We start from the raw sequence: 16,057 nt of genomic DNA on the forward strand, positions 1-16,057 counted from the left end.
CCAAATTCGCACTGATGAACACAGGTGAAATTTTATTCAAAAACATCTCAGTCATTATTAAAACGAAGTTTTCATTATCTAGTGGTGACACTATCAAGGGTCATGATGGTCTTTGTTACCCTGTGGCTACCGTCTCAAATCCTGTGCATGAACCGGAAAACATCTTCATGCTGCACATTCACAACCAGCCCTAATTCCTCCCCTTTTTGGGTCAATCTCTCTTTCAGATCCGCCAGGTCGATGTTGCTGTCCTTAAAATCGACCACCATCACCATGGTAAAAAACCCCTGCAATATCGTTTGGCTTATGTCCAAGATGTTGACGTTGGCATCGGCCAAAATATTGGCTATCCCCGCGATGATTCCTACCCTATCCTTCCCCACCGCCGTTATTATCAGTCTCTGTCCTTCTTCACCCATGGCGAAACCCCCTACCTTTCTTCAACTCCTTTTCACTACCGCCAAACACCGAGGACATAAGGTCGGGTGTTCCGGGTCCGTTCCCACCTCTGGGGTAATCACCCAACACCGCTCGCATTTCTGCCCGCTGGCAGGTTCAACCGCAACCCACAAACCCTGAACGTCTTCTAGTTCGACGCTGCCTGCGGGCCTGTCGTCTGCCTTATACAAACCTACCTGAGACACGATGAATATGCTGCCAATGTTTTCTATAGACTCAAGAAGTTCTCGCCACTCTTCATCCGCATAGATAGAAACCGCCGCCCCCAAAGAATGCCCTATTCTCTTTTCTTGTCGCGCCACCTCAAGAGCCTTGGTAACAACTTCTCGAGCCTTTAATATTTTGTCCCATCGCTCCTCCAGAGCCGGGTCTAAGTAACGTTCATCAACTAGTGGCCATTCGGTCAACTGGACACTAACCGGATCGCCGTTGCCGCGCAGGTATTGCCATATTTCTTCGGTCGTGAAAGCAAGCACCGGGGTCAGTATCCTTACTAACGCCTGGATTACCTCGTAGAGAACAGTTTGCGCTGCCCTCCGCCCTTGAGAGTCTGGAGCAGACGTATACAACCGGTCTTTGATAATATCGAAATAAACTGCACTTAGGTCAACCGTACAGAAATTGTGCACCGAATGATAAACAACGTGAAACTCGAAGTCTTCATAAGCCCGGGTAACCCTTTGAATCAACTTGTGCAATCTGAAGAGAACCCAACGTTCCAACTCCGGCAGGTCTTCATATTTCACCCTGTCCTGCTCAGGCTGAAAATCGTAAAGATTCCCGAGGATAAATCTGCAGGTATTACGAATCTTCCGATAAGCCTCTGCTGCCTGATTCATGATGTTTTCCGAGGCAGCCACGTCGCCCCGGTAATCGGCTGAAGAAACCCACAAACGCAGGATATCGGCTCCCATTTTTTCGATGATGTTCAGAGGGTCTACCACGTTGCCGAGGGATTTTGACATTTTCCTACCCTGCTCGTCTACTACAAATCCATGGGTCAAAACGATTCGGTACGGAGCCCTGCCGGTCACCGCCACCGAAGTTGAAAGGGATGAGTTAAACCAACCCCGGTGCTGGTCGCTCCCTTCGAGGTACATGTCTGCTGGCCAGCGCAAGTCGGGACGGGTTTCCAACACCGCCTTATGACTTGACCCCGAATCGAACCATACATCCATGATATCTTTCTCTTTGTAGAACTCTTGGCTCCCACAATTTTCGCACGTATAGCCTCTGGGAAGAAGGTCCTTAGCCTCGGAAGCAAACCAGATGTCAGAACCGTTCTCTGCAAAGAGATCAGCCACGTGCCCTATGGTTTCATCATCGATAACAGCCTGCCCGCAACTAGCGCAGTAGAAGATAGGAATAGGTACTCCCCAGCTTCGCTGACGGGATATGCACCAGTCGCCCCGGTCCCGAACCATGTTGTATATACGGTCTCGGCCCCAAGCCGGTATCCACCGTACCGTATCTATCGCTTCCAAAGCTGCCTGCCTAAAACCGTCAATGGAAGCAAACCACTGCTCTGTTGCGCGGTATACAATAGGTTGCTTGCAACGCCAGCAATGCGGGTATTGGTGAGTGACTTCGCCTGTCTTCACTAGCATTCCGATATCCTTGAGATGAGCGATAATGCTCTTATTGGCGTCGTGACAGAACTGCCCGGCAAAGATCCCCGCCTCTTCCGTGAACACACCCCGGTCGTCAAGGGGCGATATCACAGGCAAGCCGTATTCTTTTCCAACCACGAAGTCCTCTTCCCCGTGCCCAGGTGCGGTGTGGACACATCCGGTCCCCTGGTCTAAGGTTACGTGCTCGCCACATATCACGAGCGAATCCCGATTCATGAACGGGTGGGAACACACCGTATTTTCCAATTCCTTTCCTTTTAACGTTTGGAGGATCTCGTAACCATCCCAACCCACTTCTGCGGCAACTTCTTCCAGCAAGCCTTTGGCGACGACATACCGTTCCGCTCCCACCTGCACCACGACATAATCATAATCAGGATGGACTGCAATACCCGTATTAGCCGGTAAAGTCCATGGGGTAGTAGTCCAAATAACGACATAGGTGTTTGGTGAAACAAACAATCCTTTAGCATCCTTCACCGGGAATTTGACGTAGATCGAAGGCGATACCTTGTCTTGATACTCGACTTCTGCTTCCGCCAAGGCAGTCTCGCAGTCGGCGCACCAGTAGACCGGCTTCAACCCTTTGTAAATATAGCCTTTCTTGGCCATTTCTCCAAAAACCCGAATTTGCACCGCCTCGAACCTGGGTTCCAGGGTCAGATAGGGATTCTCCCAGTCGCCCCTGACTCCCAAGCGCCTGAACTCCTCGCGCTGAATGTTCACATATTTCCAGGCGTACTCCTTGCAGTGCCTTCTGAACTCCAACACGTCGGTTTTATGGCGATCTAGTCCCAAAGCCTTGATAGCTTGTTGTTCAATCGGCAGACCATGGGTATCCCACCCAGGAACGTAGGGAGCATTGTACCCGGTCATACTCTTATACTTTACAATAATGTCTTTCAAGACTTTGTTCAGGGTATGGCCTACGTGAATATGGCCATTAGCGTAAGGCGGTCCGTCGTGCAGGATAAAATCGGGTTTGCCCTGCGTGTTTTCTTGAACCTTCTCGTAGAGCCGAATCTCGTCCCAAAACTTGAGTATCTCCGGCTCCCGTGAAGGCAAGTTGGCACGCATGGGGAAACCTGTTTGAGGCAAATTCAAAGTGTTATCGTATTTTCCTTTTCCCAAAATCAATCACCCCTGTATGTAATTATTACCAATTAATATAGCAAAAAGCCTTTCACCCTGAAATTATAGGGACGAAAGGCCATCTTCCGCGGTACCACCCTAATAGCGCCTCGCATGCCAGGCACCACTCTGTACGCCGATAACGGGGCGTCACCGTTCAAGCCTACTCACTATATTGCCCTCCAAGTACACTTAAGCGGGGTTACCTACGGAGAATGAAAACCAAACTGGTTAAGAACCTGTGGTTTTCGGTTGAAAGCTCCAGGGGGATATTCGCCCTTCGGACAGGCCCTGCCCGGCTTCCACCATCCCGGGTTCGCTGTTAACCCTTATCCGTGCTACTGTCCCTTTCATCGCCGTTTGTTTCTTCGCTTGTCAACCACCCGGTTGAAAATCAGCTATATTCTAGCAGACCGCACAACAAAAGACAACCGAAACACAAGGGGACGGTTCTCCTGTGTCAATATCTAAACCTTGCCGGCAGGGTGTAATGGCAGGCCGGTTATCCTGCTTGTTTACCGAAGGCTTGGCTTTCATACTCTTCTAGGTTACTGCTGATGACGGCTTTGGCGTGATTTGGGGAATGTAGGGAACATGCCCTTTTGCAGTTTCCAGGTATCTTTGAAAATAGTCTTTTCCACGAAAGAAATCCTGCTGGCCGATTCCCTGTACTATAGCGAGATAAATCCTTGCCTAACTTTTTTCTTTTGGCTTTCTAGGCATGCTTCACATGACCTTTATCCCTTTTCTCAGATTCTATTATCGTGCTCCTTCCCTTGACACGAGAGAACCGTCCCCTTGTGTTAGGTTCCAGCCAGTATCACGGTTCAGTAATTCCACGATTTTGAGACTGGCTAGCCGCATGTTCTCCAAGTCATCCCAGTCATTGACGTCAGAAATCAGGCCAACATCCGTAACTTGTACGTAGCGGTTCCTGATCACGTGAAGGCCCAGTAGCAATCCGATTAAAAGGCAGGTATCCGGCTCTTCTTCCGGATCCTTTCCCTCAAATAAAAGTCGGAGATACAACATCCAGGCAGCATCAGCTGCACTATGTGGCTGGTATCCCACTCCTGGATTGAGACAAAAAGCATAGAAGCCGTTAGGGTACAGTCCTCTCATGTCCTTTTCCAATTCTGGGATCTCGGCTAACACCGCTCCCCTTGCCTTTTCAAATACGGCATCATGCTTCCCATCGCGCACTTCATCACGTATTAACCTACGGTAAGATAACACTTCTGACGACACAGCCACTAGTGTTGAAGCAGTATACTCGGCTGCCGCTGCCCATTGTAAAATGTTTGTCGCCATATGTTCCTTGGAAAGCAACCCTTTCTCAAAATCCCAATAGTTCTTTTCCGCAGCCGTCAACAACGAAATAACCCCTGGGGCTTCCCGTTGCAACTTGGTCTTAGCCCAACCGTCTATTATCTGTTCCAGTCTTCCCCATATATCGGCATGCTCGTCACCGGTCAAGCTGGAAGCCAACTGTTCAGCTTCGCCTGTCAATCTCTGTTTGCTTTCCCTCCATCTTTCCTCCAGTATGAGGTCCTGCCACGCCAATGTCATCATTACATCGCTGATCTCCTGTTTCATCTGATAAAGCAATTCCAAGGCTCCTCCTAACTTTTCACGGGGCGCCCGAGGATGAGTAAGAAGCCTTTCTACTTGTGCTGCTAGTTGCTCAAGGGAGTTAACCTGAGCTAAGGTTTCCCGCTGTAATCTCCCTACCACTTTGGATGAAAGTTCTTGCACCACGGAAAACAATCGAGCCTGCAAGTGCTCGCTCGCGCGATTGACCGACGGCTGTATAAGGACTTCGTACTGTCCTCCAATGCGCTCCATCTGAGGAACTGGCTTATCCCCTTCTTCCGCGCCCCATTCCTCTATCTGAGCGTAAAGCAACTCTTCCAAATACCGCAGAGCAATCTGGTGCTGACTGCGCAATTTACTCCAGGTTTCCTTAAGGTTTCGCGATATTGCCAATTCTAGTTCGTCTGAAACGCGGGCTACAAATACATCCAAGCTATCCAGAAAATCGGTTACGACAACTACCCGTTCCTCAACGCTCTTCTGTAATTGAAACAACTCACCTGATAGGCTGACTCCAGGTGACCAAAACAACTTTTTCTTTATCTCATTTAAACCGTTAAGAACCTGTTGACCAAACCTACGGCCACTTTCGCATAACCAACCGGTGTTCTTAGCCAAGTCAGATCGCGCGGTTTCGACCAAGGGATTTGTTTTTTCTGTAACCAGATAATTCAAAATTTCCTCAGCTACCGGCTGAAATTCAGTCATTGCTTTTTTTACGGTGGGCAGGACCCACTCCGGAATCGTAGTCCGCGACCTGGGTTGGCTCAAAACCGTTAACAAAATGGTAACCGTAAACCCGACCGTGAATACAATTATTGCCAAAGACAAAGATATCCTGGCCAACCAACGTGAAATGACAAAAAGGTTGATCAATACCAGGATCCAGATAAGCAGGATATAGTTACGATAGTTGAAATCATGCCGAACTTTCACTTTGCAGCCTGTCCTCCGCCTTATCGCTCTGACCGGAAACACCATATTGACAGTACAGCCGAATAGTGCATCGGTCACAATCGGGCTTGCGTGCCCGGCAAACCGCCCTGCCGTGAGAAATGAACAAGTGGTGAGCCCGAGCCCACCAAGATTCGGGTATAATCCTCTTAAGCTCAGCCTCTGCTACCCGGGGATCACGGGCATTGTGCCAACCCAGTCGCCGTGACACCTTAAGGACGTGCGTGTCAACCCCTAAACCCGGTTTAGCAAATCCCACGCTGACTACAACATTAGCCGTTTTTCTTCCCACCCCTGGTAAACGTAACAGTTGGTCAAAATCCGTGGGAACTTCCCCTCCAAACTCTTCCATCAAAATCCGGGCCAAAGCGATGAGGTTCCGAGCCTTCTGCCGATAAAGCCCGCAACCTTTTATCATATCTTCCAAAATCCCTACTTCCATTGAAGCCAAATCTTTAGGCGATTTGACCTCGGCAAAAAGTCCTCTGGTGACTCGGTTCACCTGCTCGTCAGTGGTACGAGCAGATAACATAACAGCTACCAACAACTGAAATGGGTTCTGAAACTTCAGTCGAGTACCTGCTTGTGGGTAAACATCCGCTAACGTACCTAAGACGAGTAGAATCTTATCTGTCTTTGCCAACGAGTTTCACCACCATCGTTCATGTCGAGCATTGCTTTTTTTGATTCCCATTACCCGGGTAGCCCCGTTCTCTTTAAGAACTCTGTCTTGTCGATGCCGGTTATCTCTACCAGTTTGTGGCGTGAAGTTTCACCCTTTATAATAGTCACGTTCTTACGGGCAACACCGCTTATCTTAGCCAAAAACGAAATCAAGGCCTGGTTGGCCTCACCCTCCAAAGGAGCAGCAGTAAGCTTGATTTTAACAGCTCCCTCCACTTCGCCTATCACCTCGTTCTTAGAAGCTCTCGGCAATACCCGTACCTCGAACCGTATACCATGCTCGGTTTCTTGGATGTTCACCTATTTTCCCTCCTCGGCCCGAGATAACTTGTCCAGTACCTCCTTCATGTCCCGGCTGTAGAAGAAATCGGCAATATCATCCAGCCGCTTCCCGCTTTGCTCTAGTAGTTCCACCTGGGACAACAGCATTGACCTGATCTCTACCCGGAAAACGCCCAATCTCTTCAAAATATCTTCGTAAACATCGAACATCTCGGCTATGCGATGGCGCGCATTTTCCTTTATCGACTCCGCCTCTCTGTGAGCATTAGCTACTACTTCCTCGGCCGTTTTCTGAGCTAAAACGATGCTCTGCTGCAAGGTTTCCTCAAGTTTCTGGTACTTGCTCAATTCAAACTCTTTCTTTTTCAAATTCTCTTTCAGTTCCACGTTATCCCGGTAAAGCTTCTCGTACTCTTCTGCCAGCGTTACCAAAAAGCGGTTAACCTCTGATTCGCTATAACCCCTCCAGGTCTTTTTGAACCGTTGGTTGCGGATGTCCACCGGCGTTAAGGTCATCACTTTCCCTCCTCAAAGCTACCGGCTAATCTGCTTCTAGCCCGGCTAGTCGATGAACCAAAGGGTTGGTGGTAAGCCCATGGGCAAATAAACGCAAAAGCCGCCGGTAACCTTTTTCCCCTTCCCATCTCCCTTGCGCCAAATCCCGTAAACCGTCACGGTATATGTCAACCACCTCTAAAAGAGTGTCTAAGCGATAGTAGTGACCCTCGATCCTGATGCTGTTGATCCCCATATCTTTGATTAGTGGAAGATAACCGAACAAACACAAGTCGAGGGGGAAGAATATGTGAGTGCGGCACCGGTCATCATTTAAGATGCGAAACCTCTGTTGATATTCGTCCTCCAGGCAGTACTCGGCCCGGTTACACGCGGTCTTACAACCATCGTCATCACCTTCCGCCCATACCGCTTGGATCGGACAGTAATCCGTAATCATACCACACAAAGGACCTTGGACCATCAGTTCTATCTCCAGACATGATTTTTCCACCATGTTCTTAAGGTCCGCCAACTTCAGCTCAAGGGAAGCCGTCACCCTCTGCACCCCTTGGGAAGCCAAAAACTTAACTGAAGTCCCATTAGTAAGGTTGAGCCCGTACCCCGCCCATACTGCCAGACCAAGCTCCCGAGCTATCCTCAGGCTCCCGAGATCATGTACCATCACTGCCGATAAACCCTTCATTTCAGGAATCGATAAGAGGGTGATTACCCCGTCCAGATCCTTTTGGGTGACAATCCTCGGGGTTTCCAAAACTACAGATACCCCCTTATCGTTCCCCGCTTGGATCGCCCTCAATAGGGAAGCCTCATCCCAATTATCCTTGCTGTTCTTAAAACCGTCTCCTCCAATAATCACCGTGTCAACGCCGCGCCCGATAACGCCGAAAAACGCCTCCAGCCCCCCAACCTTAACACTTAGCGAAGGCACTGAACCGGGCGTAGGAGCCTTGAACTGCGGGTAATCGTCTCGTCCTAATGGGGTGACTTCTATTGAACTGGTAGGAAAGAAGGGTTCTCTTTCTCCCGAATATCCAATACAATCGGCGCCGGTTCTACTAAACAAGCTCCCTGTTGTAAATTCCCGTATCCGCCGGGAATACAACTCTTTTTCTGCCTCGCTTACCACCTCAGTCTCCCCAGCTTCCAAGGCATCTAGTGCTCTTCGGTAGCAGCGGACCAGAAAACCGGCGTACTCCGGGTCTCTCATCCTTCCCTCAATCTTGAAAGAGCGAACCCCGGCTTCGATCAACCGGTCGAGGTATCCGACCAAACAAAGGTCTTTATGAGCGAGGAAATAATGAACACCTTCCCATCGGTCAGGGCTGGGTAGAAACCGGTATTTCCATCGGCACGGTTTCCGGCAACGACCGCGGTTTGCGCTTTCTCCGAAGAAAAAGCTGCTCATATAGCACTGTCCGGTGTGCGATATACAGACATCCCCGTGCACGAAAAACTCCAGCTCCAGAGAGGTCCTTTGATGTATGTCTCTGATTTCATCCAAACTCAAGTTCTTTGACAGTATGCCCCTGGAAAAACCCTGTTCGTCTAAGAACCTTGCCGCTTCAGCGTTGGCAACGCCCATTTGGACGCTCGCATGTAACGGCAGCTTTAACCCTAAGCGCTGCAAAAGAAGAGGCACGGCCAGGTCCTGCACGATAATGCCATCACAGCCTGCTTCCTCGAGAAAAGCCAGGTAGTCGGCTAGCTCGTTTATTTCTGATTGAAAATACAAATTGTTAACCGTTACATACACCTTAACCCCGCGGTCGTGGGCAAACGATACCGCATCCATCAGTTGTTCGTCCGAAAAATTAAAATCAGGCCGCAAAAGACGCATGTTGAATCTCTTGCCGCCCAAATATACAGCATCTGCTCCTTGTTCAATAACAGTTTCTAGGCTTTCCCACTTACCAGCAGGCGCCAGCAACTCCAAACCCTTTTTAGACATCACTCCTGGCTCCTTACAAAAAATCTAAACCGTTCTACCTTATCAAATTTACCAAGACTGCATATACCAACCGGCGTACCAATTCTACAACCATAATGGCTATCAGAGGCGAAAAATCGAGTCCTCCAACAACCGGAACCAATCTCCGAAAAGGTGCCATCACCGGTTCGGTTACATCGTAAATGAATTTGAACACTGGCTGGTAAGGATCGTGCCGCACAAACGACAAAATACAACGGATGATTATCAACCACACCAATACTTCAAAAGCCACGTCTATTACTCGAATCACACTGATAGAGACCGGCAATAAAACCCACTCCTCTGAAGAATACCCAAGCCTATCTCCGCCCGAGCTCCATCGAACGCTCAAACGCCCTCCGAACAGCCCGAAAGAACGCCTTCCGCAAGCCGTTTTCTTCCAATTCCCTCAATCCGGCTATAGTTGTTCCCCCGGGCGAAGTAACGTCTTCCCTAAGCACGGCCGGATGTTTACCTGTAACCTCCATCATGGCAACTGCCCCTGCTATAGTCTTTAAAGCCATCAAACGGGCAAGGTCCCGGGGCAGCCCCACCTCCACTCCAGCATCGCTCATCGCTTCGGCTACCAAATATACGTAAGCCGGCCCGCTCCCAGACAGCGCGGTAACCGCATCCATGTATGATTCCGGAACTCGGCAGACCTCGCCTACAGCAGCAAACATCCTGGCTACTACCTCTTCGTGCTCAACACTTGCCCCGGTCCCGGCCGCTATTGCTGAAATCCCCCGGCCTACCAAGCAGGGAGTATTGGGCATGACCCTAATAACCGGCACATGGCTACCCGCTACTTCTTCGATCAAACTTGTAGAAATGCCTGCCGCAATCGAAACCAGCAGCTTGTCTGAAGTCAGCTTATCCTTCACTTCCTCCAGCACTTGCCTTATTTGACCAGGTTTAACCGCCAGGACAATAATATCCCCTTGTTCAGCCACCTCTTGATTGGAAGAAACAGGCTTCACCGAAAACTCCTGCCGAAAGAGGTTTAGCCGGGCTGGGTTTACGTCGAACCCCACGATAGTCTCAAAATCAAAACGCGACTGCGTCAGTCCCTTCACCAGAGCGTAGGCCATATTTCCACAACCGACGACTCCTAAAACCCGGTATTTCATCAGAAATCGGTCCCTCCAAAAGGCCCTGGGCGGGTGAATATGTATGAGCTACGTACTACAGAACGGGTGTCCACAGAGATTTCTACATTACTAGGAGCAAAAAGAAAGATGTGATCTCCTATCTTTTGGATATGGCCATCCAAGGCGTAGGTTGTACCACTTACAAAGTCGATTATTCGCTGTCTCGATTCCGCAGGAGTTCTCTCTAAGTTTATGACAACCTGCCTCCTGCTCTTGAGATTGTCGGCAATAGTTTTGACTTCGTCGAAATCGGCCGGTTCGCACACGACCACTTTGATGGTCTTGGTTGAATGGATACTGACAAGATTCCCCCTACGGTCAAATTTCCTTTCTTCTGGTTCTATTGGCAGCTCTACCAACTCCTCCTTCGTCTCCGTCTCTACCCCAAAGAACTGCCAGAACTTGTCCACAAAACCCATGTTAAAAACCCCCTATCTTCTTGCACCGAATATCGCAGTTCCCACCCTGACCATGTTGCTCCCTTCCTCGACGGCAACCTCAAAGTCCTGGGTCATGCCCATAGACAAGTACAACATTTCTGTGTTGCGGTACTGTCTCTTCTTAATATCTTCGAAAATAGAATGAAGTTTCTTGAATACTGGTCTCGCCAACTCCGGGTCATCAACCTGGGGAGCCACAGTCATCAAGCCACGAACCCGCACACGTTCAAGTCTTTCAACCGCATCTAAAAATGCTGGAACATCTGAGGGGAGTAATCCGTATTTGGAACGTTCGCCGGAAACATTGACCTCTAGCAGCACATCAACCTCGGCAAGCCCAAGCAACTTGGCCTTACCATCAATATACTCCGCCAATCTCCATCTGTCTAGCGAATGGATCAAGCAAGCCTTTCCTATGACGTCCTTCACCTTGTTGGTCTGCAGATGACCGATGAAGTGCCACTGGAGATGAGGTAGCTCCTTGTACTTAGGTAAAAACTCCTGAACCCGGTTCTCTCCGAAATGGGTGATTCCCAACTGCGCTGCCCGGGATATAGTTTCTAAATCTACGGTCTTACTGACAGCTACCAGAGTTATCTCCTGCTCCTGCCGGCCTGAGCGCTGAGCTGCTCGACGGATCCGTTCCCGGACTTCAGCAATCGACTGTTCCAATCCTCCCCCATCAGCCTTCATCGCCGCATCACCATCCCTTCCTTCACCAAGTCCGGAGTAGTGACTACATACTCACCAGCATCTAGTCCCCTGACCACGCTGTGACCTGCCTTCCTGGCAACCAGCTGCACCTCTTTAAAAACAACCGTTTCCTTGCGCAGGCAATAAACTCCGAGCCGACCCGCTTTGGTAGTGAGAGCCCGCGTAGGAACGATTATTCCCTCATAACGCCGTATAACCAGCTCTACCGGAATCGAACGACGGTCCGCCACCTCAATTACAAACCCGCTCATAATCAACCCGACCAAAGTATAGTCGTTTCCCCGCTCAATCGAAATTACCCGGGCAGTCCCTAAGTCCAGATTCTTATACCTGACTCCGACCTCCTGTCCATCGGCTAGAGGGTCTGCGGTGTCTTCCGTCTTAACCACCAAGCCGGTTGGCTTCAAGTTGTTCACGATTTTGGCAAAAGCATCGCCTTTGTGAAGTAAATTCTCAACTCCCCGAACAACATGGATGCTGTAAGCAAACATTTGAGGGTGAAGGTCTCCCAGCTTGGATGGAACCATTACCGTTTCCAACCCGTCAGTCTGGTACAATACTACTCCCGCTATCGGAGCCGTTACATCATAGCTCTCAGTTCCGCTTTCCGTATACAATCTCCCCAGAATCGCCCCGCGCCTGACCCGTTCCTTTTCCCGCACCAGGTTTTCGAAACGCCCATCGGCTGGAGATCGCAACACCGTTTCTTCCTGGACAACCATAGCCGTGCCGGTCAAAGTTTCCTCTAGAACCCCTTCTTTAGATTCTTCTACTTCCATCCGCATAACGGACAGTTTCCCGGTCACTGCCCTGTAAGCTGCCGCTACCGCCAACATCGCTGATATCAAAACCAAAACGAAAAGCAGTTTTAATATCAATCTCTTTTGTTTTTTCTGCTTTGCTAACCGGTCTAGACGTTCGCTCATAGCTGCCCTCTCGCTTCAACAACAACTATGCCACCCACAAGCTGAACCCGAAAGTTGAACCCTTGCCCAACTCACTCTCCACAAATACTTCTCCGCCGTGAGACTCAACGATATGTTTGACAATCGCTAGTCCCAGACCGGTGCCGCCCAACTCGCGCGAACGTGCCTTGTCCACCCGGTAAAACCTCTCAAATAAGCGAGGCAAGCTTTCTTGGGGTATCCCAGTCCCGGTATCAGTGATAGACGTAAATACCTGGTCGCCCCCACGTTTTACGCGTATAACTATCTTGCCTCCGGGAGAAGTATATTTGATAGCGTTGTCGATTAGATTAATCAAAACCTGGCCTACCAGGTCTTCGTCGGCTTTGACCGGAGGCAGATCGCGGTTGAATATTAACTCCAGGTGCAATCTCTTTTCGCGGGCCTGAGGGCCCAGAATGTTCATTACCTGAATAATGGAAGTGACTAGACAAACCGGTTTTAAGGTGAGCTTTCTTTCCCGGGACTCAATAGCAGAAAGGGTCAGGAGATCGTCGATAAGTCTGGTAAGGCGGTTGTTCTCTCCTTCAATAATGGTCAAGAAGCGGCGGCAGATGAGTTTATCCTCCAAAGCTCCATCGAGTAAAGTCTCTACAAATCCCTTGATAGCGGTGAGAGGGGTTCTGAGCTCGTGGGAAACGTTAGCAACAAACTCGGATCTCATCTGATCAAATTTGCGCGCATCGGTAACATCGTGGAATACCACCACTGCCCCTTCCACATCTCCCTTTTCACCGTTGATAGCTGCCATCTGTACCCTAAATAAACACTGTTCCAACGCGGTTTCCGTAAAAATCTGTCTCCCGGTTTCAAAAACGTCCTCTAACATCTGATTCAATTCCTGAGAAGATACCAAACTGGCGAAAGGCTTCCCTACTAACCCTTCATGTCGCGCTTTAAAAATCTCTTCTGCCGCCTTGTTGGCTAAAGTAACAATCCCGTCGCGGCTGACAGCCATCACCCCGTCAACCAAAGTAGTTAGAATAGCTTTCATCTTGTTCCGTTCCCGAAAAGTCTCTTCTCCCGTTTTTTCTCCATCGTGCATACAACAACACAGCCCCCCAGAAGCAGTTCCTGAAATGCCTATGTCGTTCAAGTATAGTTTTGTACCTTTTAAGACTCTCTCTCCTTAAACCTGTATCCGACGCCCCGTACCGTTTCAATGTACTGAGGCGAACTCGGGCTCTCTCCTAACTTTTGTCTAAGATGCCGGATGTGAACATCCACAGTACGGGTATCACCTGAGAACTCATACCCCCAGACCTTCTCCAGCAACACCTCGCGGCTAAATACTTTTCCCTGGTTGCTAGCTAACAACTTCAAAAGCTCGAATTCCTTTGGCGTCAGTTCTAGTCTCCGTTCGCCCACAAACGCCTCATGTTTATCCGGGATTACTATCAGGTCTTTGAAGACCAAGGTCTTGCGTCCGGTAGCCTTTTCGGCCTCCAAAATCCTTTTCGCTCGCAATCTTGCCTTAACCCGAGCCACCATTTCCCTGGGGCTAAAAGGTTTCTTGATATAGTCATCAGCACCCATCTCTAATCCCAGCACGGTGTCAAATTCCTCTCCTTTGGCCGTAAGCATGATAATAGGAGTACTACTAAAGTCCTGCATGCTTCTCAACCGTCGGCACACTTCTAGCCCATCCAACTGGGGAAGCATTATATCCAGAATAATTAGGTCTGGTCGTACCAACTCCGCCTGGGTTAAGGCCGTAATCCCGTCGTAAGCCACTCTCACTTGGAATCCTTCTTTTTCCAGGTTAAACTTGACCAGCTCTACTATGTGGACTTCATCATCGACTACGAGAATGCGCGCGTTATCCAAATTCTCACCTCTTATTGAAACCCAGTACCACAGCGAATCTTCCGGTCCTTCCACCAGATCCCCGGTACGAATAGAACAGTTCTTGGTTACATCTGGTACACATTCCACAAAGACCGATATTTTGATGATGAAGGCCCGCGTTTTCTAAGATAAAGAAATTTGTACGGTCGAGATACCAATAGTTTCTTCCCTGTTTTTCTTCCAGCAAAAACCGGCTGTCTTTCCCAAAAACTGTCCTGACTTGGGCTGCCAACCCATCGTCGACTTCATAGCAGCATCCACCAATTCCAGGCCCTATGAATGCTTTAATATCTTGAGGGTAACTTCCGAATTCTTTTCGCATAACCTCGACCGTGGCCGAAGCTATTTTGGCCATAGTCCCCTTCCAACCACCGTGGGCCAGACCTATCACCCTGCGTGTAACGTCAAACAAAAGAATAGGTATGCAGTCGGCATAGAACGTTGTCAAAAATACTCCTTCACAATCGGTAACCATGGCGTCGGTTTCCGGCAATGCAGAAGCATATTCGAATACCCCTTTACCCTTGTCAGCTTCAGTGACAATTCTCACGTTAGCCTTATGCACCTGGCAAGCGCACACCATGTCCGCAAGAGAAATGCGCAAGACTGATGCCAAAAGCTCCCGGTTTGATAAAACAGCGGTCTGGTCATCTCCGACGTGAAAAGCCAGATTCAAAGAAGAGTACTCCCCCTGGCTAAACCCTCCGGTACGAGTGGTTATAGCTACGGTTAAGCCCTGCTTTTGCCACTCCGGCAAAGTAATGTAAGACAAGCCTCGAACAGAATGCAAGTGCCATGAGACCACGTGAACCTCGCGTCTCCTCTACGTAAACTCACTATACATTATACCATGTCTTGTCCCTTCCCTCTGTTTGCCGTGTCTGCCAACCAGCCTTGGGTCAAAGGCAAATCATCGAAATCGACCGGTCCCCCAGCAAAACCAAAAAAGGCCTCTATCTTCCAAAGAAGACAAAGGCCTTGTTGTCTTTAACTCGTTTCGATTATGTTCAGTCGAGCTTCAACTCAACGACTTCACTTTTAGCTAGAGACGCAGGTACATCTATAATCCTCTGATTCCTCGAGCCCCGGAACGCCAAAGACAAATCTCGCTGTGCCAACACAAAAGGACCGTCAACTACAACGTCTATCATTCTTAAAACAGGTATTTCCTGTATCTCTTCAAATGTGAAACCGGTATACATCCATACATCAATGTCAGGTTTTTCTCGCTTCAATATCGAGATTACCTTCTCCAACGCCTGCGCTTGCAGCAAAGGTTCTCCCCCGCTAAAAGTAACACCCCGGTGAAGCGGGCTTAGCTTGTTCAGCACCAGTTGGGCCAAAGCCTCCTCTGACACTACTTCTCCTCCTTCCAAAGGCTGTAGATCCGGGTTGTGGCAACCCTCGCAGCCACGTACACACCCCTGCAAGAAAACCGTTATCCTTATGCCGGTTCCGTCTACGACCGAATTGTCCACCACTGCCGCGTATCTTATCATCTTCATCCACCTCCAGCATGAACCCACACCTATTGAAGATCCGTGAGGACAACCCTTGGACGCTCCTTTGGCCAACCACAAAAGCATTAAAGTGGCTACACATAGGCTTTTTTGGGGAATTCTCTCTCGGCTAATTCTCCTTCGAGACTCTATTCTCTGGACAGCCCCACATGACACTTACCGGTATCAACCACCAGAGAATCAAAATGAAACTATTG

The 16,057-nt window shown here is 49.3% G+C and carries 16 protein-coding genes; all 16 read right to left on the minus strand.

Annotation, left to right across the window (positions count from 1 at the left end):
* Positions 1 to 134: 134 nt before the first annotated feature.
* The 16 genes from HPY90_RS03200 to nrdG all read right to left on the minus strand — a co-directional run bounded on the left by HPY90_RS03200 (position 135) and on the right by nrdG (position 15,839).
* Positions 135 to 419, minus strand: a complete 285-nt coding sequence (locus HPY90_RS03200) for an ACT domain-containing protein (RefSeq protein ID WP_013175010.1) — start codon at positions 417 to 419, stop codon at positions 135 to 137.
* A 21-nt stretch (positions 420 to 440) separates the two neighbouring features.
* Positions 441 to 3,167 carry an isoleucine--tRNA ligase gene (gene ileS / locus HPY90_RS03205; protein WP_287191093.1) on the minus strand — a complete coding sequence of 909 codons (2,727 nt, stop codon included), beginning with the start codon at positions 3,165 to 3,167 and terminating at the stop codon, positions 441 to 443.
* Positions 3,168 to 3,980: 813 nt separating this feature from the next.
* Positions 3,981 to 5,750, minus strand: a complete 1,770-nt coding sequence (locus HPY90_RS03210; protein WP_287191063.1) for a hypothetical protein — start codon at positions 5,748 to 5,750, stop codon at positions 3,981 to 3,983.
* On the minus strand, positions 5,734 to 6,411 hold the full coding sequence (gene nth / locus HPY90_RS03215) for an endonuclease III (protein WP_287191065.1): 678 nt from the start codon (positions 6,409 to 6,411) through the stop codon (positions 5,734 to 5,736). Before nth ends, HPY90_RS03210 begins: the two co-directional genes overlap by 17 nt.
* 50 nt (positions 6,412 to 6,461) lie before the next feature.
* Positions 6,462 to 6,752, minus strand: coding sequence for a DUF167 domain-containing protein (locus HPY90_RS03220; protein WP_287191066.1), 291 nt, complete (start codon positions 6,750 to 6,752; stop codon positions 6,462 to 6,464).
* Positions 6,753 to 7,250, minus strand: a complete 498-nt coding sequence (locus tag HPY90_RS03225) for a DivIVA domain-containing protein (protein ID WP_287191067.1) — start codon at positions 7,248 to 7,250, stop codon at positions 6,753 to 6,755.
* 25 nt (positions 7,251 to 7,275) lie between these two features.
* Positions 7,276 to 9,201 (minus strand): peptidase U32 family protein, encoded by a 1,926-nt coding sequence (locus HPY90_RS03230; RefSeq protein WP_287191069.1) that lies wholly within the window; start codon positions 9,199 to 9,201, stop codon positions 7,276 to 7,278.
* A gap of 34 nt (positions 9,202 to 9,235) precedes the next feature.
* On the minus strand, positions 9,236 to 9,511 hold the full coding sequence (locus tag HPY90_RS03235; protein ID WP_013175003.1) for a YggT family protein: 276 nt from the start codon (positions 9,509 to 9,511) through the stop codon (positions 9,236 to 9,238).
* A gap of 31 nt (positions 9,512 to 9,542) precedes the next feature.
* A complete protein-coding gene (proC, locus tag HPY90_RS03240) occupies positions 9,543 to 10,352 on the minus strand; it encodes a pyrroline-5-carboxylate reductase (RefSeq protein ID WP_287191071.1) in 810 nt (269 codons plus the stop codon).
* Complete coding sequence (locus HPY90_RS03245) at positions 10,352 to 10,792, minus strand: cell division protein SepF (RefSeq protein WP_287191073.1); 441 nt, start codon at positions 10,790 to 10,792, stop codon at positions 10,352 to 10,354. The genes proC and HPY90_RS03245 overlap by 1 nt, the downstream gene beginning before the upstream one ends.
* A 12-nt stretch (positions 10,793 to 10,804) precedes the next feature.
* Complete coding sequence (locus HPY90_RS03250) at positions 10,805 to 11,506, minus strand: YggS family pyridoxal phosphate-dependent enzyme (RefSeq protein WP_287191075.1); 702 nt, start codon at positions 11,504 to 11,506, stop codon at positions 10,805 to 10,807.
* Complete coding sequence (locus tag HPY90_RS03255) at positions 11,503 to 12,453, minus strand: HlyD family efflux transporter periplasmic adaptor subunit (RefSeq protein ID WP_287191076.1); 951 nt, start codon at positions 12,451 to 12,453, stop codon at positions 11,503 to 11,505. Before HPY90_RS03255 ends, HPY90_RS03250 begins: the two co-directional genes overlap by 4 nt.
* 25 nt (positions 12,454 to 12,478) lie before the next feature.
* Complete coding sequence (gene pnpS / locus HPY90_RS03260; protein ID WP_287191078.1) at positions 12,479 to 13,537, minus strand: two-component system histidine kinase PnpS; 1,059 nt, start codon at positions 13,535 to 13,537, stop codon at positions 12,479 to 12,481.
* A gap of 68 nt (positions 13,538 to 13,605) precedes the next feature.
* Positions 13,606 to 14,319: a winged helix-turn-helix domain-containing protein gene (locus HPY90_RS03265; RefSeq protein ID WP_013174997.1), complete on the minus strand. Its 714-nt coding sequence runs from the start codon at positions 14,317 to 14,319 to the stop codon at positions 13,606 to 13,608.
* A 4-nt stretch (positions 14,320 to 14,323) separates the two neighbouring features.
* On the minus strand, positions 14,324 to 15,145 hold the full coding sequence (gene pgeF, locus HPY90_RS03270; protein WP_287191081.1) for a peptidoglycan editing factor PgeF: 822 nt from the start codon (positions 15,143 to 15,145) through the stop codon (positions 14,324 to 14,326).
* A 202-nt stretch (positions 15,146 to 15,347) separates the two neighbouring features.
* The gene (nrdG, locus tag HPY90_RS03275) at positions 15,348 to 15,839 is read right to left on the minus strand and encodes an anaerobic ribonucleoside-triphosphate reductase activating protein (RefSeq protein WP_013174995.1); all 492 of its coding nucleotides are present in this window, start codon (positions 15,837 to 15,839) and stop codon (positions 15,348 to 15,350) included.
* Positions 15,840 to 16,057: the final 218 nt, after the last annotated feature.

Source organism: Syntrophothermus sp. (assembly GCF_013314835.1).
Taxonomy (GTDB): Bacteria; Bacillota; Syntrophomonadia; order Syntrophomonadales; family Syntrophothermaceae; genus Syntrophothermus; species Syntrophothermus lipocalidus.

Coding starts and splice junctions, on each gene's coding strand:
- nrdG (WP_013174995.1), bottom strand. CDS start 15,839: ATGATAAGATACGCGGCAGTGGTGGACAATTCGGTCGTAGACGGAACC.
- HPY90_RS03255 (WP_287191076.1), bottom strand. CDS start 12,453: ATGAGCGAACGTCTAGACCGGTTAGCAAAGCAGAAAAAACAAAAGAGA.
- pnpS (WP_287191078.1), bottom strand. CDS start 13,537: ATGCACGATGGAGAAAAAACGGGAGAAGAGACTTTTCGGGAACGGAAC.
- HPY90_RS03200 (WP_013175010.1), bottom strand. CDS start 419: ATGGGTGAAGAAGGACAGAGACTGATAATAACGGCGGTGGGGAAGGAT.
- HPY90_RS03245 (WP_287191073.1), bottom strand. CDS start 10,792: ATGGGTTTTGTGGACAAGTTCTGGCAGTTCTTTGGGGTAGAGACGGAG.
- ileS (WP_287191093.1), bottom strand. CDS start 3,167: ATGCGTGCCAACTTGCCTTCACGGGAGCCGGAGATACTCAAGTTTTGG.
- HPY90_RS03250 (WP_287191075.1), bottom strand. CDS start 11,506: ATGAAGGCTGATGGGGGAGGATTGGAACAGTCGATTGCTGAAGTCCGG.
- HPY90_RS03230 (WP_287191069.1), bottom strand. CDS start 9,201: ATGTCTAAAAAGGGTTTGGAGTTGCTGGCGCCTGCTGGTAAGTGGGAA.
- proC (WP_287191071.1), bottom strand. CDS start 10,352: ATGAAATACCGGGTTTTAGGAGTCGTCGGTTGTGGAAATATGGCCTAC.
- HPY90_RS03225 (WP_287191067.1), bottom strand. CDS start 7,250: ATGACCTTAACGCCGGTGGACATCCGCAACCAACGGTTCAAAAAGACC.